This is a genomic window from Lysinibacillus halotolerans (assembly GCF_003711845.1).
Classification (GTDB): Bacteria; Bacillota; Bacilli; order Bacillales_A; family Planococcaceae; genus Ureibacillus; species Ureibacillus halotolerans.
Genome location: NZ_RHLQ01000032.1, coordinates 13,870 through 38,318 on the forward strand (window position 1 = coordinate 13,870; position 24,449 = coordinate 38,318).

The window sequence follows — 24,449 nt, forward strand, 5'->3', positions numbered from 1 at the left end:
ATGTAACAGAGTGAAATTATTTTTTCACTTTGTTACACTATCTTTCTCATAGAGACATTACCGCATTTTAACACTGTAATGTCTCATTGATTTAGGATCTCCATTTGATTCAAATACCCCATTGTTTATTAGTTGTCGAATCCGATATTCTAAAAAACGATCGTCCATCGTGCCATCCGCCGTTTCGACCATTTTTGATAATATTTCTCCGACTAATATTCCACACAAAATATAATCTTTCACCCTTTGTTGTTGATGGAGCTTTTCAATTGTTTCAATGATTAGTAAATCATAATAATTTTCTGGAACACTTTGTATACCATTATTTATCCAAATACGTAAAACTTCTTTTGTTTCGGAGAGCTTTTCCCACTCTCTTTGTAATTGATAGTGTTGTTCGTCACATAAAGCTTCAATTTCTTTGCTCTTTTCAAAAATATCCTTCAATACAATTGAATCTAGTCTATCGGTATAGTGAAAAGTTTGTTTCGGATTATCATTTAGTTCGCTACAGTTCAACAGGAAGACTTTATTTTGCTTTTCTCTCATTAAATAAAGATAATAACGAAGTCCCGTTTGTTCTCCAACGTTGTTACTGTACCAAATATAAATTGGAACATGTTTTGGTATGGAATTAATCTGACACAATGTATTGGTGAAATTTTTTTCATAGTCAATCTCTTTTTCCTCATTAATAAAACAATCGAATAGCCATTGTTTTCGGAAATTTTGACCGATTTTATCGTTCAATGACCACAACGGTCCTACCGAAAAAGAATCTGGAAATCCTATAACAATCTTAGGACTTTGAAGAGCAAATCTTAAAGCACCAGCTACCTCTTCTGAAGTACAAATATGGACAACACCGTTGCGATTTTCCAGTGCTATCAAATGTTCCATATTTTGCATATGTATGTTTCGTTCTTCTGCCACTTGTCCATCACTCCAATCATTTTGAATCAGTTGAAAACGAATTATAGCCAATATTTCCCCATAAAAATAATCCAAAGGCCAACTGGAATAGCCAGACTTTTAACAGCTTGTTTCCAATGAAACCTTTTATTATATTTTTTTAGTATTCTATCAACTATAAAAAAGAGAATAGCGGCAAGTAAACTAATATAAAGTAATATGAAGCCAAACATGATATGGAAAATTCCCGATACAATCCATTCAACTTTTGGATATTTCTCTTTTTTAGATAATAATTCCCCGATTTTATCACTTAAAATGGATGTTACGACACCATAGATTAAAATGACTGGAAAACTATACATTAAATAAAGAGGCATATTGGAAATGAAAGCTGAAAATATAATCAACTACCGAATTGATGTCTTCAACAAAAATATAAGGGAATGTTAAACCGAATAAAATTGCAAATAAAGATCCTGAAATCGATGCTGTAATAATTTTTCTCTGTAAAATACGAATCTCCCCTACTTTATAATCTTATAATCATCATAGATGTTGTGAATATGAACTTACTTTATAATTTCCATAAAAAAAGCATTAATCCTTTTTTTGATTACAATAGAGCAGTTAACAGTGAAAATAATATTCTTTTCAATTTCATTCGCTTCACTCCTTTTTGTATTTAACAATCGTTTACCAAATATTAATATAAGATAAACTATTAATTGGAAATTATGTTGTTTTTTTCATAATGTTATATAATCAGAAAAAATGAAAAGGAATTATACTATGAATGGTTTTGTCCAAATTTATAAGAGAGGTTAGGTATTCAAATGAAAAATAAAAAAATTATTAATGTTTCCGAATCTATTTTATTGGTTAGTTCATTTTTTATGTTTATGTTTATTTATAAATATTTAGTGTTTATACCTGAATTTAAATATATTTTTTGAGAAATATACTTTATAGTACATATTACCCGTTATAACTTTAGGTTTAGCTATACATTCATTTTGGAACAGGGAAAACTAAGTTTTAAGCTTTATTTAAGATCGTTCTCATTCGGTTTAAGCGCTTTTAATTCTTTAAACAGGAGCTAAAAAATACCTTGTTAAAGCATGAAGCACTTTGTCACGTTCATCATTATTTTAATCATATTGTTTATTCAGGGCGGAATACCTCTCAAATACTGTGATTATTGCTTTTTCTCAATATAGAATCCAAATAAAATAGTATCGGAATACCTATAAGCCCGCCAACAGCGGGCTTTTTGAGTGGATAGAATCCACTCTTTATCCTGCACTACTTGTCCCCGCCTGCAAAGCAGCCGATGATCAACTTCTGCCTTCACCCAAAAACTTTGTTTTAGGGCGATGGAAAATAATCATTTCTCTGAATTTAATTTAACGATAAAATTATCGTTCTAATACAATAACTCTAACTGTCTTATTTACCAAATAGTCTCGCCCATAAAGACGGCTTTTTGCTGGTAGTTCATCTAACCGCTTGTGAAGTTCAGCAATGGGTTGTAAGGCGTGATTTTCTTCTTTCAGCCCTTTCAGTTCCGTTATGAAGCCGTTATAAAATTCAATCCAAGCGTTATCCTGTAACGTTGTAACGGTCCGTACATTGTTATACATAACGGTATCTGTAACGGTATCACCGTTATGTATCTCGTTACCTAAAATAACTTTCAGTCTACATCGGAACTGGTCACTTTACTTGCTGCATCCTCTAAAGGCATTGATTTTTCGCGATTTAACTTAATCATGGCTTTAATCAAGGCTATATCTATACCGTTATAAACACGATGATTTCGAGCGTTACGGTGAACGGGATGACCGTTATGTTCCAGTAAAAGGGCGTACTTTTTCAATGTTTCCGTCCCGCTCTCCAAAATATCTGCTGCTTGTTTCGGTGTATATTCTTCCCTACAATTCACCTCTGGGATTTCCCATTCACGTTCTTTTAACCAATCATAAAATGCTACTTTTCGAGTTGCCTCCTTCAATTGGTTTCCGCTATTAACTTTGCGCTTGCATATATATTTCTTCATAAGGCTGCACGATAACGAAACCGTCACCTTCGAATCTCATTTGAATCGATTCACCACTCCCTCTTCCGAAGAAGGTCTTTAGCGTAACATCTGTTTGAAACTCTGGTTGAAGATTACCTGACCAGGCGACTGTTGCATTTGGATCCGTTACTACAGGATTGCCTGGTGTTACACGTAATGTCAACGGTTCATAATGGGAGGTGATGGCGATCATACCTGTTCCTTCGCATCGAATATTAAACAATCCACCTGCCATCATTCCTGCCACTTTCCTCATTAATTTTATTTGATGCTTAATCGAAGGTTCGAAGGCAAGGAGGTCATTGCCATTTACATAAATCGCTTCGTTTTGTAAGTGTAGTATAATAATCTTCTTCCCACTGTCAGCTAAATACAACTTTCCTTGTCCATTTGCTTTCATAAGGGAAGCCCCTTCACCTGTAAAGGCTTTTTTGAACATCGTTCCAATACCATGTTCTAAAATACCTTCCCGCTCAAATTTAATCTTTCCATGATAAGCAACCATTGAGCCAGCTTTTGCCCAAACAAGACCATCTAGATTTACTTCGAGCAAACGTGGTGTTTCTAATTCAAAAAAACCTTCCCCTTTATCTTCCTGCTCTGTATTCTTTATAAATTCAGCAATCGAATATTTATTCATATGACACTGACACATCCTTCCATATTCTTCATATACGGGATAACGAGCAAGTAAGTTTCAAAGATTTTCATATTACTTCATCATTTTTTTATATCCATAGCCATTTCCCTTCCCTTATAATACTTTTTCTCTTCTACCATGACATTTTCCTTCGCAGTAATCGTTTTTACCACTAATTTAAATACAGTCGTTTTACTTCCCATGGAAGATCGATATCGATCCACATGGTTTTGAGATAATGCTGTCGGATAATACCCTGGTACATACTTATTTAAAAGATATTGCATTGCTGTTGTAGCTTCTGTTAAGTCATCGACAAGCTCCACATGTCCAAACAACATAACACTTAAATAGGCTGTATCTGTTTTTGCAGGAATAGGGTTGGCAATCGTTCCATGATTTTCGCTCACAACAAAAGTAGCGTTCGAATTTTCCTTTATCATATCAATCTTTTTCCCTTCACTTGCACCGTGGAAGTAAATACAACCTTCATGCCAAACATAATTTAAAGGGACAATATAGGGATTGTCTTGTATCGATAATCCTAAATAACCGGTCTCTACTTCAGATAGAAATGTATTTATTTTTTCCTCGTCTTGACAAATCATTTGTTTCATTCTCATCTTAATTCCTCCTAAACCATGTTAAAATGATCGTAAACAAAATCTGTCCTAACAATAAGTGACAGATTATAAAAAATATACATGGTCAGAAGAGAGGGATCTCCATTGGCATTCTTTTTTAAAAATGATGAATCAAAAGCGCTTTACATCCAACTTTACGAGTATTTAAAGTTAGAAATTAAATCCGGTCGGTTAAAAGTAGGAGAAAAGCTTCCTTCCATTCGTTCCCTCGCATTTGAATTAAAGGTTAGTAAACAAACAATTGACTCTGCCTATCAACAGTTATTAGCAGAAGGCTATGTGGAGAGTAGACCAAGAAGTGGATTATTCGTTTTACCGATGGAAGAGATCTTTCAAACCATAACAGCCCCACATTCATCTAGAATAACAACCGATTTCAAATCAAAATTCTTGGTCGATTTTTATTACGGAGCAATCGATAAAACTAAATTTCCACTGAAAACATGGAAACGGTGTATAAGTGATGCATTGGAAAGTTCTTTGAATGAGGTTTATTTTTATGGAGATCGTCAAGGCGATATCATATTACGTGAAGAAATTAGAAAATATGTTTCAAAAGCTCGAGGAATTCAATGTTCTACTGAACAAATTTTCATATGCAGCGGTACGCAGCAGTCAATCAATTTAATTTCCCAAATACTAGAGCTACATGACCAACAAGTTGCGATAGAAAATCCTGGTTATTCGGAAGTTCGCTCGGTTTTAGAAAAATACAATTGTCAACTGACTCCCATTTCCCTTGAGGAAGATGGAATATCAATTGAGGAATTGCAAAAAAGTAAAGCAAAAGCAGTTTATGTGACTCCTTCACATCAATTTCCATTAGGTATGGTACTCCCAATCAATAAAAGATTAAAACTTTTAACATGGGCGAAAGAACATTCCAGTTTTATCGTGGAAGATGATTATGACAGTGAATTCCGCTATATTGGTCAACCAATACCATCATTAAAGTCTTTAGACGAATTTGACAGAGTCATTTACTGCGGTACATTTTCTAAAAATTTTCTTCCGGCAGCTCGGTGCAGCTACATCATTCTCCCGGAAAATTTAGTTTCAAAAGGGGAAAATACGATAGAACAGTCGAGTCAAAGTTGTTCTCCCATTATTCAAAGGGCTCTAGCTATTTTTATGAGAGAGGGATTTTTTGAAAAGCATGTTCGTCGAATGAAAGTCGCATATCAAGCTAAACATAAAGCTTTAATTGAAGCAGTTAACAACTATATTGGAGAAAATGTGGAAATAATTGGCCAAAAAGCTGGGTTACATATTTTGCTTCACCTAAAAGGGAGTACTCCAGAGGAAGTAATTCAACAAGCTTCCAAAGAAGGAATTCGTATCTATTCTCCGCTTCAACATTGGTTTAACAATGAGACTGTCCCCTACATTATGCTTGGATTTGGGAATCTAACTGAACAACAAATTATAGAAGGAATTAAAGTAATTGGGGATCTTTGTAGTCGAGAAAGTTCATAGCTAAAAGTAAATGGAAGCACTATAATAAGGTTTCAAGACAGTGTTGGGCTTTACAGCACATCATGGGACTGCATGCATCCCATAGGCATCCATATAAGTTGACTGGATAATATTTTTTGGAAAAGTAAAATGAATGAAAATGAAAATTTAAAAACACTCTTACAATAAATGTAAGAGTGTTCTTGAGCCTTGCTATACAACTTATGTATGCAAAGCCACCTTGCCGTAATGATTAGAAAGTTTTAAACCACCACTCCTCAAAGTGGGTGTTCGCAAAAGATATCCTGTATATCATCATTCACTAAAAGTGTGATGCTCGCCATTCCATCTTCGATATAAAACTCCCTTTTACAGTTCAAAGGTTAAAACTTAATATTTTACGTACAACGCAGCTTTAATGATATATTATATTACTTTTTTCGATTGCACAAGTAAGTACCTACAAAGAAAAATGTCAACTATTTATTACTTGTAAAGAAGGAATTGATTGTATTTTCTCTTTCAATGATAATCCCCTAAGAAGTAAAGAAGTTACCTCTCAGGGGAAAATTAAAATTAATTTAACTTTTTCGATTGATTATTATTATTTTTTTCATTTGCTTTATCTGCCCGCTTAAATTCTTTTCGATATAGGACTTCTTGAGTCGATGTTAGCCCGTTATCTTTCGTTGTCAACTGTTCGTGGGGCGCCTTTTCATTACCCATATGGAACACTCCTCTCTTTTTTAGTCTTTATCAGTTTTTCCGATGTAGAGATAGATATTCCATTTGATTTTGAAGGGGTTTTTATTTCGAGAAATTTTGAATTCTATCTATAAAAATGCACAAGATAAAAAAGACTTCATATCAAAAAATTAACTACATTTAAATCCACTTCGTCAACCGAACCAATTTTTTTGGATACATCCCATAACAAAATAGCTGAGGTTTCATTATTCGGAATAAATGGTTGCAATGTTTGTACTGTTACCATGTATACGGGATTATACTTCAAATGATCATTCATTTTATTTTTCACCTTTAATAAACCTTTAAATTCCATATCATAAACCAGTTGACCAGTTTCTTCAAAAAGTTCTCTTATTGCACATTCCTTAGCAGTTTCATTGGCTTCCCTTTTTCCTGCAGGTATTTCCCATTGTTTTCTCCAAATGTTGTAACATAATAAAAGTTTGTTATCACACTTAACTACAGCATATGAACCAGCCAAAGGATAAAATTGAGTTAATGCTTCTTCTCCAATCGAAATAAATTCAAGAAATTCAAACTGATTATGATATGTCTGTTCCAATTTTCTACCCCCATCACGTGTAATCCTTCTTATCATAATTTTAACAAGGAAATCTTTCTTTGTTAATTTACCCCATTAAACAAAGAAAAGGGATAGAAAATATAAACATCATCTATATAATGGACTAACAAATACCAAAGGATAAAAGAAATCGCAACGATGAAAATGGAAATTGTAAGGATCATAGAAGGATTTCTTTCCTTCGTCAAAATTTTTAATGAAACGGATAATCCAAATAATAAAGATACGATTGCGCCAAAAATAATATATAATCCAACTGTAAAAGCACCGATAAAACTTATAAAATAAAGAACCAACGAACATAAATAAAACCAAAGGGAAATATTTTTCAAAGGGCTAAAACGGGAAAACTTCATTTTCTCATCTCCCTTCAACGGATTTTAACGGCTTAGTTCTTTTTTTAGAGAGTCGATTGCTGCTATCACTTCTAGCATATTTTCTTTAGTATTTATATGATGTCTTGCATGGAGTAAAATCGGTCGAACAGATTCTACCGAACGGCCAATTTCATACATCCAGTCATATCTTGGTACCATCCATGTATGAAAATGATGGATTGCATCTTCATTGTAGAAGTAGTAAACATATTTTATTCCTAAAACTTTTCTTTGAGCCTGTCTTATTTTAGTTATAACATTTATATAATCGAACTTTTCACTTTCAGTTAATTCATCTAAACATTTCACATGACGTTTAGAAACTACAATCATTAATCCTTTAATTGGGTAAGCAACATCTTGATGGACATGGAAATGTTCTGATTCAAATACTATCCTTCCGTCAGGCGCCATAAGCCCGCTTGTAATAGCACAACTTAAACAGTATACTTCCACTTTTTTTCATTCGATAAAGTGATAACTCTCAATTACCTTCCCCCTCGTCCATTTGTTATCTTTTCGATTATTTCCCATTAAAAAAAGCCGTTTCATCATTACGGCTTTAAATTTATCTATATTAAATATCAATTAAAAACGTTTCTTTAAAACCTTGCTTTCCTTTTGACGTTATTTTAATCGCACGAGTTTTCGGAATCCGTTCAATCCAATTTAACTCTAAAAGTCTTTCTAACAACGCATTCCCTAATGCGCCACCAATGTGATGACGCCTTTCACTCCAGTCTAAACATTTATGACAAAATGATCGACGTTTTCTCTTAATTTGATTAAGATCTATTTCAAATAATTGAAAGAAATGCTCTCCTTCTTCCGTAACGATAAATTCTTCTGACAGAATACCCAAATTTTTTAAGGAATCTGCTAATTGAACACCTAAATTCCCCGCAATATGATCATAACATGTTCTTGCAAACCGTAAAGCCTTATCTTCTGTAGATTGTTTAAACGATTTCACTTTCAAAGGTGGTGCTAACGAGAGTAGCGTTTCCATTGTGTGTGCTACTTCTTGATCCTGAATTCCAAAGTATCGGTGTCTTCCTTGTTTATTAACACAGACAACGTTCGCATCTACCATTTTGGCTAAATGAAAACTTGCCGTTTGTGGTTTAATTCCTGCCGCATACGCTAATTCTCCTGCCGTATGAAATCTACCATCGAGTAAAACGGTTAAAATTGCCGCGCGGGAAGGTTCACTCACAAGGGAAGCGATGATTGCTACGTTCGGATTCGCATTTGCATTCATTTTTACGATCATCTCCTATGTATTCCATATTTCGATTATAGTGGAAATAATTATGTTCTACAATGGGAGATGAAAACGACTCAAGGAGGAAATAATATGAAAAAGATTGCGGAAACTACAAATACAGCAATAATTCAACCAAAAATTTTATACTACGGAACACCAGTTATTTTATTAAATACACTGAATGAAGATGAAACGGTGAATATAAGCCCCATCTCATCATCATGGGCTTTAGGAGATTGTATCATCCTCGGCCTTGGAGTTGACGGCAAAGCATTAGAAAATTTAACTAGACATGCAGAATGTGTTATAAACGTCCCAGATCCTTCATTATGGGAAAACGTTGAACGATTAGCTCATTTTACAGGGAAACATCCAGTTCCGGATTATAAAATAAATAGTGGATTTCGTTATGAAAAAGACAAATATCATGCGAGTGGGTTAACGCCTATTCCATCAACTTTAGTAAAACCTATAAGAATTTCGGAATGTCCTATACAAATTGAAGCGAAGGTGAAACATATTCGAATACCAGATTATTCACCCCAATTTGCCATTGTAGAAACCCAATCGATTCAAGTACACGCCCATAAAGACATTTTGATTGGCGAAAACCATATCGATCCTACCCAATGGAGTCCGCTTATCTATAATTTCCGACATTATTTTAGTTTAGGGGAACATCTTGGAAAAACGTTTCGAGCAGAAATTTAGTAACGGCAAAAAAGCTTAAGGAGATTCCCTAAGCTTTTTCTAAATTAAATCCATTCTGCAAACCATGCAACATAATAGGCAGCTGGTATAAACAATAATTGCGCTACAATTGTACCAACAAATTTCGAGCTAATCATCGTCAACGAGTAACTTTTTAAATAAACGTAATCACATTGATTTTTCATCACTCGATCGGCTAAAACGGAAGCTTTCGGATCGATAAACAGTGTTAATAAAATCGTCGCAATTCCATTAATGACTCCCGATGACATTAATGCCGCTTGAGCATAATCTTCTGGAACTAACATAGAAGCATATAAAGAGGATAATACACCGATGGTAAATACAGCAGAAACAATCACATTTACTACAAATAAGCGTTTAGGGATTGTTTTGAATGTAATCCCCTGTAAAAATTTCAACTTCGGGACACGAAAACAAGAAATTATTTTCTTCATTCCTGTTGGATTCAATTGTTTTCCTATTGTGGAGATAATCGAACCTCTTTCATTTGATAATTGGATAATGGCCCTTGAAAAAATGTTAATAAAGGTTGGGAAAAGTAATATTCCAAGTAAAACTCCAACAGAAGTAACCCCTATTAATATTCGATATTGATCCTCTATAAAATTTAGTTTATTGCCATCTGGTACTTCGGCAATCAGTTTGGCAGTCAGAGGCTGTTGAATCATTGTGGAAAATCTTGAAACGATGACTAACGTGCTAAACAAAGATAAGGCAGTAGCTATTAATTTCACCCTTGCTCCAGATATTCTCGTTGAATAAGCTAATGTTTCAATCATCGTTACGATTAATATAAATATTGCCACCACAACGATTTTATTTGTTATGTACTCCATATAAAGCCTCCAACAAATTATTTCTCTATATTATACAGGTCCTTTTAAAATTTTTGGAAACAATATATAGAAGGGGGTGAAAAGACAACCGCTGGATAAGCAAAAAAGCGACTAAATTTATTCATCTATCGTTTCACCGCTTTCCAAATTGTCCATCTATCTTTTTCTATGATGTTTGTCCTTTTTGATACGGCATCATCGATAGAGTGAATTAATAAGTTTAACTCTTTATCGTCAAGTTCATGTAAAATACTTCTACCCGTTCTTTCCTTCAAATCATCTAGTAACTGAACTTTATTATCATAGATGTTTCGAATTTCCCACAATTTCACTTCTTCTATTTCTTTAAATCCAGCCTTTGTCAAAGTTTCCATAACCAAATTACTTGAATGTCTTCGTTGAATTTCCTTTTCCCCTAACTTTGGGAAAAGTTCGAAAAAGTATCCTCGAATATGTTGTTCATCACCAGGTAAAAGACAATCAGCAGGCGTACGATCTTGAATAATTAAATAACCGCCTTTTTTGAGCACTCGATATGCTTCTTTAAAACAGCTTTCTAAATCCTCGATATGATGGATTAATGCCCTTTCAAGCAATAAATCATAGTAATTTCCCTTTAAACCCGTTTCAAAAGCATTTCCTTTTTGAAAAGAAATGTTTGGATAGTTCTCACAATTAATAATTGCCCCCTCAATCATCACTTTTGAAAAATCAACACCTGTTACAGTTGCCACTCCCATATCCGCTAGTGCTTTACAATAAATTCCTCCTCCGCATCCAATATCTACCGCGTGCGTCGTATTGTTAATCGGTACGAGTTCTTTCACCATTTGAATCCAAGATTGGTTAGCCTTTCGAGTTGTATACGAATTACGGTTTTTCTTCTCGTGAAAATCAATTCCCATAAGGACCCCTCCCGTTTAAATCATCCTACATCTCCTTAGCTCTTTAGAAAAATCATATGTCTACATAACGGCTCATTATAATTTATAAATTTAAGGTCATTTTTCTGCTCATCGTTTTCATTCCAAAACGCTCATAAAAGGAAATGGCTTGTTCGTTGAATTCCCAAACGTTTAATTCCAACGATTGTGCCCCTTTTTCTTTCGACCACTATACACATGCATTAAATAATGCCGTTCCAACCCCTCCCCTTTTATAATTAGATTTCACACCAAAATCGTTTATATAAGCATATTTTCTCTCGACCATCGATTCAAAGGCTGGAGATTTTTTTATCTCTACCACAGCAAAACCAATAACAGTTTGATTTTCTTTCGCAATTAAAATGTCACAATTCGACTCTGCTAACAACTGTTGAAAATAACTTTCTGGCATCACTTGTTCCACTTTTTTAAAAATTTTAGGAAGCGCTTCTGCATGTTGATCTTGTCCTTCTTTCACAATCACATTCACCGCATTAAAATCTTCTCCTTTGGCTGATACAACATTTATTTTCATCTATTATCCTCCTTTGTCTACTTATACCATTAATTCCTTAAAACTAATTATTTTCCTCCTTAGCGTTTTCCAATATTAGAAACTACTTACCTTTTAAACTGATTAGAACAAACACTATAAATATAGACATGTTTTATAGCAGATAGAGAATAGAATAAAATAAGAGGAAAATTTTATAATATGGAGGCGTTATGTATGGTAAAGGATAAAGTGGTGATTGTGACTGGTTCTGCCCGAGGAATTGGATTTAAGATTGGAGAACACTTTGCAAAAGAAGGGGCAAAGGTTGTTTTATCTGATGTTAATGTCGATTTATTACAAGAATCTATTCAATCCCTTAATGGTGCTGGATATGAGGCAATTGGAGTAAAAGCAGACGTGACGAATGAAGAAGATTTGAAAAATTTAGTTACGGAAACTCAGAAGACATTTGGTTCCATTGACATCGTCATTAATAATGCGGGTATGCAACATGTCGCACCAATTGAAGAATTTTCAACTGCTAAGTTTGAGTTAATGAATAGAATAATGTTGATTGCGCCTTTCATCCTTACAAGAGAAGTATTCCCTATTATGAAAAAGCAAAAATGGGGACGCATAATTAATATCGCATCTATTAATGGGTTAATCGGATTTGCTGGTAAGGCTGCCTATAATAGTGCAAAACATGGTGTTATCGGACTAACAAAAGTAGCCGCATTGGAAGGAGCTCTAGACGGTATTACCGTTAATGCTTTATGTCCAGGATACGTTGATACTCCCCTTGTACGTGGTCAAATTGCGGACTTAGCAAAAACGCGTAATATCCCTGAAGAGCGGGCGCTTGAAGAAATTATCCTTGCTCAAGTACCTCAAAAGAAATTATTAGACGTAAGTGAAATTGCCGATTACGCCTTATTCCTTGCCAGCGATAAAGGAAAAAGTATAACAGGACAAGCCGTTGTTATTGATGGCGGCTATACAGCACAATAAATATATTAAAAGTCCGCCATTTGGAGACGGACTTTTTGTTTTTATAATTAATTTTGAAAATCAGGATTTCTTTTTAAGAAGTTTTCCCAAGCATTTTTCATTCCTTGTTCAAGCTCCTCTTTCGAAGCAAATAGCCGCTTTTCAGTGCCGCCATAACCAATTTCTAATTGTTGGTTTTTTAAACCTTCAAAGATCGCATTTATAAAATCATCTAACGGAGCACCAAACGTATGAAGCCCAGCACCACCTAAATCGGTATTAACGGCTGGAGGTAATACTTCTATTACTTCTACATTCGTATTTTCTAATTGTTGGCGTAATGTTACTGTAAATGAGTGCATCGCCGCCTTTGTGGCACTATAAATCGGCACCCAAACTCCTGGTTGTATAGCGAGTCCAGATGTTACGTTAAGGATCGTTGCCTGTTTTTGCTTCAAGAAATGAGGAATTAAAAGCATAGAAAGATGAATTGGTGCTTCAACATTAATCGCAATTTCATTTTGATAATAGCTCCATTCTTTCTTATCATTGAGCAAATTAACTCTCTGCTGGATGCCCGCATTATTAACTATCATATTAAGATCAGGGAATGTTTCTGTTACCCAATCAATTAATTGAATTCGTTCCTCTTCAACCGATACATCACAAACTCTCGTATGTAATTCAGGGAACTTTTCCTTTGCTTCTGCCAGTTTATTTTCTCTTCGCCCTACGATGATTACTTTATTTCCTGCTTTCATAAAGTTTTCTGCAAAGGCAAGCCCAATACCAGAAGCTCCACCAGTTATTAAAATGGTATTTCCTGATAAATTCATTTGTTATCACTCCAAGTTTGAATGTTATTAAAATGTTTACATATCATAACAAATTCATTCCACGAATGACAGTGATATACATTTTCAAATTTATTAGTTACTTAACTATAAAATTTCAAAGGCCAATTTTTCTTCAACTTTCATTAAAGGATATATTCATTACAAAAATACTTCCACTATGAATAATTAGCAGACATAAATGACACATTACTTATAGGAGGTGGAAGGAAAATGCCTAACATAATTGGTGTTGAACAATCCTTATCGAATGTTGAAGCTGCATTAAAAGCAAAGGGTTATGAAGTTATTCAACTTCGCAGTGAAGAAGATGCAAAAAATTGTGATTGTTGTGTGATCACAGGCCAAGATGAAAACGTTATGGGAATAAGCGATACCGTAACAAAAGGATCGGTTATTGATGCTCGAGGCTTATCTGCTGATGAAGTGTGTGAACGTGTAGACAAAATGTTCCATTAAAACAGCGAAAGGTGCTATTCTAGACTAATTAACGTATAGAACAGCACCTTTTTCCTATTCAAACTATGTAATCTATTCCTTTAGAAAACCTTCTTCTTTTTCTAACAACACTTCGAAAGCTTGAACATGTACTGTATTTCCTGTAATCTCCACATCCCAGGTTTCATTATGTTTCGAAACCTTCACAAAAACACGACCATCTTTTCCTAACTCTTGCCCTTGTTCAACTACGAGATGAAACGAATCACACTCATTATTCATTATATGCTTCCCATAATATGCTCCCATTACTCCTGAAGCAGTCCCTGTTACAGCATCTTCAATAGTACCAGAAAATGGAGAAGAGAAATGCCGGGCATGCATCGTTGCTTTCGGATCAAAAGTTTCCATACAAAATGGATGTATAGATGCTTTTGGCATTTCCTTTAATATAGCAGGAAACTCTTTAGTGTTCGGTTTCATTTTTTTAAAGGCTTTTAACTCCTTTATCGGGATTAATAATGTCCATATTCCCGTACTTCCATATAAAATCGGTAAAGTTTCATGGAGATCCGATTCTTCCAGTCCAATTGATTGGGCTAATTGTGCTCTTGAGCCGTTAAACGGTTCAAATGTTGGCGTAGCCTGTTTCATCGTAATTAATAATTCATTTTCATCAGATGTTTCAATCGATACAGGTAAAACACCTGCCTTCGTTTCAATCGATAATTGACTTTTGTCTCCCAATAGTCCTTTTGTTTTTAAAGCATAAATCGTTGCCATCGTAGCGTGTCCACATAAATTCATTTCATGACCAGGCGTAAAAAAGCGGATTTTTATATCTGCTATATTGGACTTAATTGGAAAGGAAGTTTCATTAAATCCTACTTTATAGGCGATTTGTTGCATTTCTTCATCGGTTAGATCATTTCCGTTTAAAACAACACCAGCAGGATTTCCTTTGTTCGGTTGATTACTAAATACATCATAATGATGAACTGTAATGGATTTCATGAAACTGTCCCCCATTTTCATTTTTTCATATTTATAATCATTATTTAAAATAGTCAGTTATTATTAATTAGACCGAATACTACATGATCAACGAAATGATCGTATAACCATTCTACGCTCCGAAGACACCCTTCTTTTTCAAACCCTAGTCTTTCTGGTATCGCTAAACTTTTATGATTTTCAGTAGCAACGCGGATTTCAATTCGCTTTAAATTCAATTCGTTAAAACAATAGTCGATTACAGCTTGACAAGCATTTGTCATAATGCCATTTCCTTGGAATCCTTCCCCTAACCAGTAGCCAATTGATGTTGAGCGATTAGCCCAGTTTATATGATGCAATCCTATTACACCTGCTAAGTTCCCTTTATACCAAATACCCGCTTGGAAACCATCATTATTGCCAAATTGCTTTAATGTACTTTGAATAAAAGCTTTTGAATCATCTACGTCTTTCGTAAAATCAACCCATGGTAACCATTCACGAAGATAGGTTCTCGATTGATTTGTTAAATGAAAAAGTCCTTCAGCATGACGAATTTCTAACAACCGTAATTCCAACTCATGATTTAACTTGTACTTAAACATATACTCCCCTCCACATAAAAATTGATTAAGTTCTACTATAAAGGAACAAGTTTTGTTGTAAACCTTTTTTTAATAAAAATTCTATTTAATCCATATTTCTGTTTTATCAAAAGGAGAAATTGTCTTCTTTGTCAAATACATAAATTTGAAAGAAAGGAGAATTTTGAATGAAATATCGTCATGAAATTTTATTTAACCAATTAGAAAGTTATAGAAGTGAGTTATTGGAAGTATTAAAGGATGTTACAGAAGAAAAAGCAGAAATGATTCCAACAGGATTTCGTAATAATATTCGATGGAATATGGGGCATATTTATTTAGATCAATATTTATGGATTGAAGCTTTGACGAAAGAAAAAGAAAATGTACCAAAAACATTTCATGATTGGTTTGGATTTGGCACTTCTCCATCGGATTTTACCGATGAAACTCCTAACTTTGAAAAACTAAAAGAATTATTAAAAAACCAACCAAAGCTTATTAAAGAACGATATGGAGAACGATTGGAAGAAGAATTTCCACCTACTGAAATGGGAATGAATACAATCGAACAAGTTTTAATTCGTACAATTTTTCATGAAGGCTTACACTTACAAACGATCCTCGATATGAAAAAACTAATAAAATAGTGTACTTAGGCGCACATTCATTATTGAATGGAATTGCGCTCTTATTAGATATGTAGATAATTTTTTTAAATATAAAACTGCATATGTGTTTTGTCTTTTTTATAATAATCCAATCGATCTTGTAAAGTACCTGTATGAAACTCAAATTTATGACCATCCGGATCCGTGAAATAAATCGACTTTTTATCCTGTTCATCCCTTGGACGACCTGTTAAGATGTTGACATTTAAGTTTTTAAGTTTACGGTACATTTGATCGTATTCAGCTTCTTCGATTGTAAAAGCGATATGGGTATATGATTTATGAATTTCCGTACGAGGGATTTCCTTTTCCTCATTTAAGGCAAGCCAAATACCATTTAAATCAAAGTAGGCGGTCGTTTTTCCTTCTACTAACAACTTTGCATCGAAGACATTTTTATAAAATGTGATGGATTTTTTTAAATTAGAAACAGAAAATAATAAATGATTTAATCCTTTTACTGTCATTTAATACACCTCATTTTTACTTTGTTAAACAATTGAATCAACAAAATGTTTAAATCCTTCTTCTTCTTCTATAAACGGATAATGATTACTTTGATGAAAAACTTTAAATGTCGATGTCTTAACTAATTCAGCTGCTTCAACACCGAATTCATAAGGACATTGGACATCATAAAAACCTGCATAAATGTATGTTGGTACTTTTATAAAGCTTAATAAAGGCTTTAAATCATAATTGGGGAGTTCTTTATTTGAATAATAATCTAAACGTTTCGATACAGTCTTTCCGCTATTTGGACGGGTAATCATTTCATCATAAGCTGCCTTATTATATAAAGACATCATTGTCCATTCTTTACTAACGGTTTTACGTTCATCAATAGTTGCCTTTGGATCTTTAAGAACTGCAAATATTTCACGTAATCTCTTATTGTTCGGATTTTCTACACAATAAATACTTCCCGGATGCCTCATATAATCAGCTGAAGCACATAACCCACCGACAACGATTCTTTTTAAACTTGCCTGTGATTGTATGGCATATTTTAAACCTAACATTCCTCCTGTTGAATGACCAGCAAAACTCCAAACTTGAAAACCTAATGATTCCCTAATCGCCTCCAAATCCTTTACGGAAGCATCCATACTATATTTATCGTTTCCTTTACCTTCTGTTGAGTTTCCACAACCAGTTAGATTAATTAAATAAACCGAATATTTATGACTAAAACTATTCGCAAATAAATTTCCATTTTGGTTAAATTCACTATACAAATGGGTAACACAAAGAGGTTCCCCTTCCCCTTTTTTAAACAACTCAAATTGACCTCTACTTGTTTCAATTACATGCTTTTCCCACATAGTCATTTACCCTCCTAACTAAATAGATTTGAATTGTATTTTAAATTTCCTAAGAAATCCCCTTGCCACCTTTTGTTATAAACGTCCCCATTTTCTCCGCTCCTGTAATAATTGCTTTTGCCCTGTTTATTAAAGTTTGTGTTGTTTCTAATACAAGGGAATTTTGATGGGCTTGTTCATTGCACCACACTTCATAAACATAAACAGCGTTCAGTTCTTTTTCTACAATATTCACAAGATATATCTCACAATCTTCTAATTGCACCATTGACTTTGCCGCCTCTAACAATATTTCTACTAAATTTTCCCTCTTGAACTGTAAACTTAACGAATAAACTAAATTTCTCCATATTATTCCCCTCCAAAATAAGTTTTCCAATACTATTTCTCCATCACCACACCATTTTCCTATATTCCGATTATAATTCCTCAAATAAAAAACACCCCACCTATTACAAGGTGAAGTGTTTAGAATCATCAAACAGTTATGTTTGAAGTTTGTTTAATTTCAATGTAGCGTAATTGAACTCCATCAATTTCATGAATAGAGAAAGTATAGCCTTCATGCTCTATACTGTGATCACGTTTTAAATCCATATCTTGTGAATAGTACCAACCACCAAGGGTATCGACATCTGGATTATCCATTTCAATTTGTAAAAGTTTTGCTACATCTTCTAATAACATTTTAGAGTAGACAATGTAGTGACCTTCTTTTAGCTTTCGGATTTCAGGAATTTCATCGTCGTCAAACTCATCTCGAATTTCACCAACTAATTCTTCTAAAATGTCTTCAACCGTAACTAGACCTGACGTACCACCATATTCATCTAAAAGAATGGCGATATGTGTCCGTTGCTTTTGCATCTTCGTTAATAATTCTTGAATCGGTATCGTGTCAATTGTATTAATAACTGGGTTAATAAATTGCTCTAAAGCGAAATTTTCAGCCGTAATTCGATTGCTCATTCCTTGAGTTAAGAAATCCTTTATATTAATAAAACCAATGATGTTATCCCGGTCCTCTTCGTAAACTGGATATCGTGTATAGCGCTCCTCTTGAATCGTTTTTAATACTTCTTCAAAGGTAGTATTTTTCTCAAAGGCGATAATATCTGTTCGAGGAACCATAATTTCACGGGCAATGCGATCATCAAACTCAAATACATTATTCACGTATTTTAATTCAGTTTGATTAATTTCCCCGTTTTTATAACTCTCGGTCATTAATAATCGTAACTCTTCTTCTGTATGGGAAAGTTCATGCTCAGAAGCAGGTTTCATACCGAAAATGCCGACTAAAATACGCGCTGAACCATTTAAGAACCAAATGAATGGATATAAAATTTTATAGAAAATCATAATTGGTCTTGCAAATAAAAGGGTAATATTTTCTGCCTTTTGAATCGCTGCTGTTTTTGGTGCCAATTCCCCTACTACAACGTGTAAGAATGTTGCAATAATAAAAGCTGCCCCGATAGTGAAGAAATGAATATATTGTTCACCAATTCCGATTGACTCGAACATCGGATGTAAAATAAATTCAAAGGTTGATTCCCCAACCATACCAATACCAAGGGCTGTAACGGTAATACCTAATTGACAGGCGGATAAATATTCGTCTAAGTGGGTCGTTACATGCTTGGCAGATAGAGCACCTTTTTTTCCTTCAGCAACCAATTGGTCAATTCTCGATTGCCTCACCTTTACAATGGCAAATTCCGTTGCCACGAAAAATGCGGTTAAAGCTATTAATATAGCAAAAATGGTTAAATTTAATGCGGTCAAAAATCGTCTTACTTAAAAAAGTAAGACTTCACCTCCTAGGTTATTAGTCTTAATAAAGATTGAATTAATGTAACACTTTCTGGTAACACTTTATTTTTTATTGTTTCTTTTGTCGATTGTTCTTGATGATTCATACTTTCAATCAATGTTGACACTTCAGATTGTAATGTTTGCATATGCAAACAAATTTCTTGTATGTTTTCTTTAGGATTACATTCATCGTCCAATGATTTTTTAATATCTTGTAAGCACATTCCTTGTGCTTTCATAGCTTCTATTTCATGAATTCGTTCGATTGCTTCAGAAGTATAGAAACGATAATTCGAAGTAGAACGTTCTGCTTTTAACAAACCAAGATTTGTATAGTAATCAATCGTACGTTTTGTAATCCCAGTCTTTTTAGCTAACTCTCCGATTTTTAATTTCTCGTTCCCAATTTATTCCCCTCCAACCATCACGTTATGGTTTATATTATACACTCTTCTTAATGAATATTCTATTAATCAGATACCATGTCATAAACATTTCATAATCCAAAAATTATATTATTTCATTGTGAAACTTTTTTGAGGGTAGTTCGTATAGGAACACATTATGTAGATGGTGGGGGCAATTAAAATTGATTTAAACGTCCTTTACAATGAAATGGTTACTTTCATTTGGTAAGATTTTAATTTCCGTTTTTAAAATTTCAGGATAAAGTTCCATTGAAGGAAGTTCTTCAATAGGTGTCCATTGATAAATTAGCCGCTCTCCTTCCTTTCCATAAAAACCAGTACTGTTAAAAACTTCTGGAACATTTAATATGTAATAGTAAAATCCAATTTCATGATACTTATTCCTATTGTATTCGAAAAAATTTTCAACAGACCAAATTAGTTTCCCTACATTTGCCTTTAACCCTAATTCTTCTTCAAACTCTCTTTGAATAGCAGTTTGGGAATCTTCTCCAACTTTCACTCTTCCTCCAGGTAACGACCAATGAAAATCTTTTGCCTCTCTATGTAATAAGACATGTTTTTTGTATAGCCAAACTCCAGCTACACGATAATTAAAGATTATATTTTCAGTTTTAAAAACGGCGTCCATTTCCATCCACCTCCTAATCATTATTTCCACGATAGGTAGTTCATTTCCTTCATATAGGTGATTTAAAAATTAAAAAAACTTACGACATTTTCTATCGTAAGTAAATAAGCGGTTTATTGGAGTTGGGAAAGATTTAATTGATATAGTTTATCGTCGTTTTCAAGGGCATCTCCTCGACCGTCCGTATTATTACTAATAAAGTACAATTGATCGCCATCAATGAAAACATCTCGTATTCTTCCTATATCTGTTACAACATTTCTATGGGAACCTGTTGATAAGTTAAATTCAATAACAGCTTGCCCCCTTAATGCCGCAACATATAATTTCCCGTCTATATAATCCATTCCAGATGGAGCCCAAGTTGTATCGGATCCAGACGTAAATAGTGGAGTTATTAACCCCTGTTGCTGCTGTGTTCCTTCGATTGTTGGCCATCCATAATTTTGTCCTGCCTCAATTAAATTAATTTCATCATTTGCATTGTTCCCGTGTTCACTTGCATACATTTCTCCATCAGCCGACCAAGTAATACCTTGTGGGTTTCGATGACCATAACTATAAACATAAGAATTCGGAAACGGGTTGTCAGCAGGTATCGAACCATCTAAATTCATCCTTAAAATTTTCCCACCTAATGAGTTTACATCTTGGGCAATGGATGATTGAGCAGCATCCCCTGCTGTTGCAAAAAGTTTCCCATCAGGACCAATCTCCAATCTACCACCATGATGATAAGCTCCGCTTGGTATTTTGTCTAAGAGTAAACGTTCTTCCTGCCAAGTATCTCCTTGTTGACGCACCGTAACAATTCGATTAAATTGCCCCGATTGATCTTCATACGTATAGTAAACATATGCTAAGTTAGATTGTTGAAAATCGGGTGCAAGAACAAAACCTAATAAGCCTGCTTCCGATGCTGTAGCTAAGTCCTTCTTCAATTCTACCTTTTGCCTTTCAACTTCCCCATTTTCAATTTTTACTATACTGCCCGTTCGTTCAGACAAATAAAAAGTATCGTTTATCTTATCAATGGACCAAGAAATATTTAATTGATCTGCTATGACAGTCGCATTGTCATTCAAGACGTTCGTAACTTCAAGAACGGTATTATCTTGTTTTTCCTTCATTTCCGATTCATTAAATATTGAGCAACCAACAAGAACCATCATCATCATGACATAAACAGTTATAATTTTTTTCAATCAGTTACACTCCTATTATGAATAAATTTCCAAATCTACTATAAGTTTTAACAAAAAAATGGATTTTAATAATAGAAAATGTTAAATTATGATAATGTTTTAAGGACAAGTTTGACGGTGACAAACCGATCTACTTTCCAATTGGGATAATGTCGCTAGCAAAACAGCTGATGGTTCATCTACAATTCGATAATGTTTCCAAGTGCCAACCTTTCGTGACGTAACGATATCTGCTTGCTCCAGTTTTTTTAGCTGCTGACTGACGGCAGGTTGGGAAAGTCCTAATACTTCCACTAAATCACAAACACATACTTCGCCTGATTTTAAGCAACTTAAAATGGCAAGCCGATTTTTATCGGCCAATGCTTTTAGTTGCTTTTCTAAAAATGGAATACCCATCATTTCACCTCTGAAATCACTTTGTATAAGAAATTGCTTATGTAAAAAAATAAATCTAATAATACAACGAAATGAAAAGAAAAAGGATATCACTTTAGTGATATTTTACCATTAATTTTTACTGAACTTTATTAAAAAAGAAAAAAGCCTGCTTTGAACATATTGGTTCAAAACAGGCTTGTGATTAATGAACAAAAGATTTAATTTCATCAACTAAACTTTGTAATTCTTCTTGTGTAAAATCATATGTTTCTAAGCAGAAATGACATTGGGTTTCAATTTGGCCTTCTTCTTCGATCATTTCTTCTAATTCTTTAGCTCCTAATCCTACTAATGCACGACTATAGCGTTCCTTTGAACAGTCACATTGAAATTGAACTGGCATTGTGCTTAAAATTTGAACATCACTTTCTTTTCCTAAAACTGCTTCTAAAATTTCTTCTGGTGTTAACCCTTTTTCAATCATTTTAGAGACCGGTTCAATTGTTGTTAAACGCTGTTCTAACGCAGCAATTGTTGACTCTTCACAACCAGGCATTAATTGAATAATAAATCCGCCAGCAGCTAAAATCGTATTATCTGGATTTACGAGAACTCCTAAACCTACGGATGAAGGTACTTGCTCACTTGTTGCATAATAATAAGTAAAATCTTCCGCAATTTCGCCTGAAACGATTGGTACTTGACTGGAGAACATTTCTTTCATACCTAAATCTTTTACAACGGTTAACGTACCCTCTTCACCAACTCCAGCACGCACATCTAATTTTCCTTGTTCGTTTAAATCAAAATGCACTTGCCCATTTGATACAAATCCACGTACATTCCCCTTTGCGTCTGTATCTACAACGATTGCACCAATAGGACCATTCCCTTGCACTTTAACAGAAATTTTATCGTCCCCTTTTAACATAGCCCCCATTATAACACTCGCTGTCATCGTACGGCCTAAGGCAGCGGAAACTACTGGCCATGTATGGTGGCGTCGTTGTGCTTCTCCCACAGTATCTGTTGTACGTGCTGCAAAAGCACGTACTTGACCATTATAAGCAATAGCTCTTACTAAATAATCTTTCATATTAATATAACTCCTTATATATCTTTAATATTTTCTTGAATACGTTGCAACATATCGATTAACGATTTTAGTTCCTTATCGTTAAAATGATGAAACATTTGATTTGTAAAACTTTGTTTATCTTTTTGACAATTGAAAATTTGTTCTCGCCCTTCTTCCGTTAAATGGACAATGGTTTCCCGGTTATCATTTGGATTTTTTCTCCTCGCAACATAACCATCTAGCTCCAATTGCTTTAAATGACGTGTAATTGCTGCATGGTCAATATTCACGACTTTTTGTAAAGCCGATTGGGAGATTTCTTCAAATTGAACAAGTTGATATAAAAGTTCAAAACGAGATAAACTAAACTGCGTATTTTTTTCAAATTTTGGGCCTAGTTGATTACTAACGGTTTTGAATAAAAATAACAACTGTTCTTGTTCAGAAACCGAATATCCCATTCGTACACCTCCCTGATTGTCACGCTCATGACAAATAAACATCCATTTTCTTTGACCCATCAATATTTGAGCTGTCAATTATTGAGCCCTCCATAATATATGATGAAAAATTGCAGAATGCAAGCAAAATGAAATGACGATAAATTCAGAATAAAATGTATAATGAAACTATCACTATCGAAAGGAATGATTGAAATGAAAAACACAAATAGAGGGATTGAAAAGTAGCGTGTAATTATGTCTCTTTTCAATCAATAAAATCTAAATTAACTTTGAAATGAGGACAAATATGTATACCGATAATGAATTAACAATAAGACCTATTAAAGAACAAGATTTAACGAAATTATGGGAATTGATTTACAAAGAGGACCAACCTGAATGGAAAAAATGGGATGCTCCTTACTTCCCCCATCATTCAATGAGCTATGAAGAATTTTTACCTAAAGGAAAGTCATGGATTGATCGACATGATTTTTGGGTAATCGAAGTGAACTGTGAAGTAAAGGGGATCATTAGTTACTATTGGGAACATGAGCCTTCTAAATGGCTTGAAATGGGGATTGTTTTTCATGAAGCAGGAACTTGGGGGAAAGGACTTGGTACTCGAGCAATGAAACTATGGATCCATCATCTCTTTCAAACATTGCCCATCGTAAGAGTTGGCTTTACAACATGGTCTGGAAATGAAAGAATGATTCGAGTTGGTGAAAAACTTGGTATGCAATTAGAAGCCCGTATTCGTAAAGTTCGTTTATATAATGGAGTGTATTTGATAAGCTAAAACTGAGCCACCATCGCAGTTGAAAAGTGAGCCACTTTTATATGAAAATAATCCTAACTTCATAGAGTTAGGAGCGTATAGAGGTGATTTCTTTGGAGAAGAAA

General features: G+C 34.1%; 33 protein-coding genes and 1 other RNA gene. 6 read left to right on the forward strand and 28 right to left on the reverse strand.

All coding sequences use genetic code 11. From position 1 onward, the window contains the following. Positions 1-57: 57 nt before the first annotated feature. The 6 genes from EC501_RS12565 to EC501_RS12590 form a co-directional block, all read right to left on the reverse strand. Entirely contained in the window at positions 58-984 is a 927-nt protein-coding gene (locus tag EC501_RS12565; RefSeq protein ID WP_122972648.1) for a DUF1835 domain-containing protein, read from the reverse strand. Beyond that, positions 975-1,322: a hypothetical protein gene (locus tag EC501_RS12570; RefSeq protein WP_122972649.1), complete on the reverse strand. Its 348-nt coding sequence runs from the start codon at positions 1,320-1,322 to the stop codon at positions 975-977. Before EC501_RS12570 ends, EC501_RS12565 begins: the two co-directional genes overlap by 10 nt. A gap of 1,008 nt (positions 1,323-2,330) precedes the next feature. Next, positions 2,331-2,555 carry a hypothetical protein gene (locus EC501_RS12575; RefSeq protein ID WP_122972650.1) on the reverse strand — a complete coding sequence of 75 codons (225 nt, stop codon included), beginning with the start codon at positions 2,553-2,555 and terminating at the stop codon, positions 2,331-2,333. A gap of 53 nt (positions 2,556-2,608) precedes the next feature. Beyond that, positions 2,609-2,926: a MerR family transcriptional regulator gene (locus EC501_RS12580; RefSeq protein ID WP_241559339.1), complete on the reverse strand. Its 318-nt coding sequence runs from the start codon at positions 2,924-2,926 to the stop codon at positions 2,609-2,611. A gap of 13 nt (positions 2,927-2,939) precedes the next feature. Continuing rightward, the gene (locus tag EC501_RS12585) at positions 2,940-3,632 is read right to left on the reverse strand and encodes an AIM24 family protein (protein WP_122972652.1); all 693 of its coding nucleotides are present in this window, start codon (positions 3,630-3,632) and stop codon (positions 2,940-2,942) included. Positions 3,633-3,712: 80 nt separating this feature from the next. Next, positions 3,713-4,255 carry a pyridoxamine 5'-phosphate oxidase family protein gene (locus tag EC501_RS12590; protein ID WP_122972653.1) on the reverse strand — a complete coding sequence of 181 codons (543 nt, stop codon included), beginning with the start codon at positions 4,253-4,255 and terminating at the stop codon, positions 3,713-3,715. 105 nt (positions 4,256-4,360) lie between these two features. Here EC501_RS12590 and pdxR point away from each other — a divergent pair, with 105 nt between their 5' ends. Next, positions 4,361-5,752 (forward strand): MocR-like pyridoxine biosynthesis transcription factor PdxR, encoded by a 1,392-nt coding sequence (pdxR, locus tag EC501_RS12595; RefSeq protein WP_241559340.1) that lies wholly within the window; start codon positions 4,361-4,363, stop codon positions 5,750-5,752. 208 nt (positions 5,753-5,960) lie between these two features. Here the strand turns inward: pdxR and ssrS are convergent. From ssrS to EC501_RS12625, 6 genes are all read right to left on the reverse strand, one after another. Further along, a non-coding RNA gene (gene ssrS, locus EC501_RS12600) (6S RNA) lies at positions 5,961-6,150 on the reverse strand. A gap of 157 nt (positions 6,151-6,307) precedes the next feature. Then, positions 6,308-6,457 (reverse strand): YfhE family protein, encoded by a 150-nt coding sequence (locus EC501_RS12605; RefSeq protein ID WP_122972655.1) that lies wholly within the window; start codon positions 6,455-6,457, stop codon positions 6,308-6,310. Between the two features lie 136 nt (positions 6,458-6,593). Then, positions 6,594-7,043, reverse strand: coding sequence for an NUDIX domain-containing protein (locus EC501_RS12610; RefSeq protein ID WP_241559341.1), 450 nt, complete (start codon positions 7,041-7,043; stop codon positions 6,594-6,596). A gap of 62 nt (positions 7,044-7,105) precedes the next feature. Next, on the reverse strand, positions 7,106-7,420 hold the full coding sequence (locus tag EC501_RS12615; protein ID WP_122972657.1) for a hypothetical protein: 315 nt from the start codon (positions 7,418-7,420) through the stop codon (positions 7,106-7,108). 24 nt (positions 7,421-7,444) lie between these two features. Then, the gene (locus EC501_RS12620; RefSeq protein ID WP_338322900.1) at positions 7,445-7,855 is read right to left on the reverse strand and encodes an HIT family protein; all 411 of its coding nucleotides are present in this window, start codon (positions 7,853-7,855) and stop codon (positions 7,445-7,447) included. A 163-nt stretch (positions 7,856-8,018) separates the two neighbouring features. Continuing rightward, a complete protein-coding gene (locus EC501_RS12625) occupies positions 8,019-8,702 on the reverse strand; it encodes an ArsR/SmtB family transcription factor (protein ID WP_122972659.1) in 684 nt (227 codons plus the stop codon). A 96-nt stretch (positions 8,703-8,798) separates the two neighbouring features. Between EC501_RS12625 and EC501_RS12630 the strand changes: the two genes are divergently transcribed. Continuing rightward, a complete protein-coding gene (locus tag EC501_RS12630) occupies positions 8,799-9,419 on the forward strand; it encodes a flavin reductase family protein (protein ID WP_122972660.1) in 621 nt (206 codons plus the stop codon). Positions 9,420-9,463: 44 nt separating this feature from the next. On the opposite strand, the gene EC501_RS12635 is transcribed toward EC501_RS12630, so the two are convergent. The 3 genes from EC501_RS12635 to EC501_RS12645 all read right to left on the reverse strand — a co-directional run bounded on the left by EC501_RS12635 (position 9,464) and on the right by EC501_RS12645 (position 11,740). Continuing rightward, positions 9,464-10,279: a lipid II flippase Amj family protein gene (locus EC501_RS12635; protein ID WP_122972661.1), complete on the reverse strand. Its 816-nt coding sequence runs from the start codon at positions 10,277-10,279 to the stop codon at positions 9,464-9,466. Positions 10,280-10,404: 125 nt separating this feature from the next. Further along, a complete protein-coding gene (locus EC501_RS12640) occupies positions 10,405-11,184 on the reverse strand; it encodes a class I SAM-dependent methyltransferase (protein WP_122972662.1) in 780 nt (259 codons plus the stop codon). 208 nt (positions 11,185-11,392) lie between these two features. Next, entirely contained in the window at positions 11,393-11,740 is a 348-nt protein-coding gene (locus EC501_RS12645) for a GNAT family N-acetyltransferase (RefSeq protein WP_122972663.1), read from the reverse strand. 195 nt (positions 11,741-11,935) lie between these two features. Between EC501_RS12645 and EC501_RS12650 the strand changes: the two genes are divergently transcribed. Further along, positions 11,936-12,712, forward strand: coding sequence for a 3-hydroxybutyrate dehydrogenase (locus EC501_RS12650; protein ID WP_122972664.1), 777 nt, complete (start codon positions 11,936-11,938; stop codon positions 12,710-12,712). Between the two features lie 47 nt (positions 12,713-12,759). On the opposite strand, the gene EC501_RS12655 is transcribed toward EC501_RS12650, so the two are convergent. Next, positions 12,760-13,527, reverse strand: coding sequence for an SDR family oxidoreductase (locus EC501_RS12655; RefSeq protein WP_122972665.1), 768 nt, complete (start codon positions 13,525-13,527; stop codon positions 12,760-12,762). A 231-nt stretch (positions 13,528-13,758) separates the two neighbouring features. Here EC501_RS12655 and EC501_RS12660 point away from each other — a divergent pair, with 231 nt between their 5' ends. Next, a complete protein-coding gene (locus EC501_RS12660) occupies positions 13,759-14,004 on the forward strand; it encodes a YkuS family protein (RefSeq protein WP_122972666.1) in 246 nt (81 codons plus the stop codon). Between the two features lie 72 nt (positions 14,005-14,076). Here the strand turns inward: EC501_RS12660 and EC501_RS12665 are convergent, their stop codons facing one another. Together EC501_RS12665 and EC501_RS12670 are read right to left on the reverse strand one after the other, a co-directional pair. Then, the gene (locus EC501_RS12665) at positions 14,077-14,997 is read right to left on the reverse strand and encodes a PhzF family phenazine biosynthesis isomerase (protein WP_122972667.1); all 921 of its coding nucleotides are present in this window, start codon (positions 14,995-14,997) and stop codon (positions 14,077-14,079) included. A 53-nt stretch (positions 14,998-15,050) separates the two neighbouring features. Continuing rightward, complete coding sequence (locus EC501_RS12670) at positions 15,051-15,584, reverse strand: GNAT family N-acetyltransferase (RefSeq protein WP_122972668.1); 534 nt, start codon at positions 15,582-15,584, stop codon at positions 15,051-15,053. 167 nt (positions 15,585-15,751) lie between these two features. Here EC501_RS12670 and EC501_RS12675 point away from each other — a divergent pair, with 167 nt between their 5' ends. Beyond that, complete coding sequence (locus EC501_RS12675) at positions 15,752-16,213, forward strand: DinB family protein (protein WP_122972669.1); 462 nt, start codon at positions 15,752-15,754, stop codon at positions 16,211-16,213. A 65-nt stretch (positions 16,214-16,278) separates the two neighbouring features. Here the strand turns inward: EC501_RS12675 and fosM are convergent, their stop codons facing one another. The 10 genes from fosM to EC501_RS12725 all read right to left on the reverse strand — a co-directional run bounded on the left by fosM (position 16,279) and on the right by EC501_RS12725 (position 23,639). After that, positions 16,279-16,701: a FosM family fosfomycin resistance protein gene (gene fosM / locus EC501_RS12680; protein ID WP_122972670.1), complete on the reverse strand. Its 423-nt coding sequence runs from the start codon at positions 16,699-16,701 to the stop codon at positions 16,279-16,281. A 24-nt stretch (positions 16,702-16,725) separates the two neighbouring features. Further along, entirely contained in the window at positions 16,726-17,559 is an 834-nt protein-coding gene (locus EC501_RS12685) for an alpha/beta fold hydrolase (protein WP_122972671.1), read from the reverse strand. Positions 17,560-17,608: 49 nt separating this feature from the next. Then, positions 17,609-17,938 carry a putative quinol monooxygenase gene (locus tag EC501_RS18500; protein WP_241559342.1) on the reverse strand — a complete coding sequence of 110 codons (330 nt, stop codon included), beginning with the start codon at positions 17,936-17,938 and terminating at the stop codon, positions 17,609-17,611. A 98-nt stretch (positions 17,939-18,036) separates the two neighbouring features. After that, on the reverse strand, positions 18,037-19,347 hold the full coding sequence (locus EC501_RS12695) for a hemolysin family protein (protein WP_122972672.1): 1,311 nt from the start codon (positions 19,345-19,347) through the stop codon (positions 18,037-18,039). A 35-nt stretch (positions 19,348-19,382) separates the two neighbouring features. Beyond that, positions 19,383-19,784, reverse strand: a complete 402-nt coding sequence (locus EC501_RS12700; protein ID WP_122972673.1) for a MerR family transcriptional regulator — start codon at positions 19,782-19,784, stop codon at positions 19,383-19,385. Between the two features lie 187 nt (positions 19,785-19,971). After that, positions 19,972-20,436: an NUDIX hydrolase gene (locus tag EC501_RS12705; RefSeq protein WP_122972674.1), complete on the reverse strand. Its 465-nt coding sequence runs from the start codon at positions 20,434-20,436 to the stop codon at positions 19,972-19,974. Positions 20,437-20,549: 113 nt separating this feature from the next. Further along, a complete protein-coding gene (locus tag EC501_RS12710) occupies positions 20,550-21,641 on the reverse strand; it encodes a PQQ-dependent sugar dehydrogenase (RefSeq protein ID WP_241559343.1) in 1,092 nt (363 codons plus the stop codon). A 99-nt stretch (positions 21,642-21,740) separates the two neighbouring features. Next, positions 21,741-22,040, reverse strand: a complete 300-nt coding sequence (locus EC501_RS12715; protein WP_122972675.1) for an ArsR/SmtB family transcription factor — start codon at positions 22,038-22,040, stop codon at positions 21,741-21,743. A 184-nt stretch (positions 22,041-22,224) separates the two neighbouring features. Continuing rightward, entirely contained in the window at positions 22,225-23,118 is an 894-nt protein-coding gene (gene hslO / locus EC501_RS12720; RefSeq protein WP_122972676.1) for an Hsp33 family molecular chaperone HslO, read from the reverse strand. Positions 23,119-23,132: 14 nt separating this feature from the next. After that, a complete protein-coding gene (locus tag EC501_RS12725; protein ID WP_421930391.1) occupies positions 23,133-23,639 on the reverse strand; it encodes a MarR family winged helix-turn-helix transcriptional regulator in 507 nt (168 codons plus the stop codon). 211 nt (positions 23,640-23,850) lie between these two features. On the opposite strand from EC501_RS12725, the gene EC501_RS12730 reads away from it, so the two are divergent. Beyond that, entirely contained in the window at positions 23,851-24,345 is a 495-nt protein-coding gene (locus tag EC501_RS12730) for a GNAT family N-acetyltransferase (protein WP_122972677.1), read from the forward strand. Positions 24,346-24,449: the final 104 nt, after the last annotated feature.

Bases quoted from the DNA above. Each gene is read 5' to 3' on its own strand.
- EC501_RS12590 (WP_122972653.1), bottom strand. From the start codon at position 4,255: ATGAGAATGAAACAAATGATTTGTCAAGACGAGGAAAAAATAAATACA.
- EC501_RS12575 (WP_122972650.1), bottom strand. From the start codon at position 2,555: ATGTATAACAATGTACGGACCGTTACAACGTTACAGGATAACGCTTGG.
- EC501_RS12675 (WP_122972669.1), top strand. From the start codon at position 15,752: ATGAAATATCGTCATGAAATTTTATTTAACCAATTAGAAAGTTATAGA.
- EC501_RS12670 (WP_122972668.1), bottom strand. From the start codon at position 15,584: ATGTTTAAGTACAAGTTAAATCATGAGTTGGAATTACGGTTGTTAGAA.
- EC501_RS12625 (WP_122972659.1), bottom strand. From the start codon at position 8,702: ATGAATGCAAATGCGAATCCGAACGTAGCAATCATCGCTTCCCTTGTG.
- EC501_RS12645 (WP_122972663.1), bottom strand. From the start codon at position 11,740: ATGAAAATAAATGTTGTATCAGCCAAAGGAGAAGATTTTAATGCGGTG.
- hslO (WP_122972676.1), bottom strand. From the start codon at position 23,118: ATGAAAGATTATTTAGTAAGAGCTATTGCTTATAATGGTCAAGTACGT.
- EC501_RS12650 (WP_122972664.1), top strand. From the start codon at position 11,936: ATGGTAAAGGATAAAGTGGTGATTGTGACTGGTTCTGCCCGAGGAATT.
- EC501_RS12605 (WP_122972655.1), bottom strand. From the start codon at position 6,457: ATGGGTAATGAAAAGGCGCCCCACGAACAGTTGACAACGAAAGATAAC.
- EC501_RS12615 (WP_122972657.1), bottom strand. From the start codon at position 7,420: ATGAAGTTTTCCCGTTTTAGCCCTTTGAAAAATATTTCCCTTTGGTTT.
- EC501_RS12730 (WP_122972677.1), top strand. From the start codon at position 23,851: ATGTATACCGATAATGAATTAACAATAAGACCTATTAAAGAACAAGAT.
- EC501_RS12655 (WP_122972665.1), bottom strand. From the start codon at position 13,527: ATGAATTTATCAGGAAATACCATTTTAATAACTGGTGGAGCTTCTGGT.
- EC501_RS12705 (WP_122972674.1), bottom strand. From the start codon at position 20,436: ATGGACGCCGTTTTTAAAACTGAAAATATAATCTTTAATTATCGTGTA.
- EC501_RS12585 (WP_122972652.1), bottom strand. From the start codon at position 3,632: ATGAATAAATATTCGATTGCTGAATTTATAAAGAATACAGAGCAGGAA.
- EC501_RS12660 (WP_122972666.1), top strand. From the start codon at position 13,759: ATGCCTAACATAATTGGTGTTGAACAATCCTTATCGAATGTTGAAGCT.
- EC501_RS12635 (WP_122972661.1), bottom strand. From the start codon at position 10,279: ATGGAGTACATAACAAATAAAATCGTTGTGGTGGCAATATTTATATTA.
- EC501_RS12620 (WP_338322900.1), bottom strand. From the start codon at position 7,855: ATGGCGCCTGACGGAAGGATAGTATTTGAATCAGAACATTTCCATGTC.
- EC501_RS12665 (WP_122972667.1), bottom strand. From the start codon at position 14,997: ATGAAATCCATTACAGTTCATCATTATGATGTATTTAGTAATCAACCG.
- fosM (WP_122972670.1), bottom strand. From the start codon at position 16,701: ATGACAGTAAAAGGATTAAATCATTTATTATTTTCTGTTTCTAATTTA.
- EC501_RS12630 (WP_122972660.1), top strand. From the start codon at position 8,799: ATGAAAAAGATTGCGGAAACTACAAATACAGCAATAATTCAACCAAAA.
- EC501_RS12640 (WP_122972662.1), bottom strand. From the start codon at position 11,184: ATGGGAATTGATTTTCACGAGAAGAAAAACCGTAATTCGTATACAACT.
- EC501_RS12685 (WP_122972671.1), bottom strand. From the start codon at position 17,559: ATGTGGGAAAAGCATGTAATTGAAACAAGTAGAGGTCAATTTGAGTTG.
- EC501_RS12715 (WP_122972675.1), bottom strand. From the start codon at position 22,040: ATGGGTATTCCATTTTTAGAAAAGCAACTAAAAGCATTGGCCGATAAA.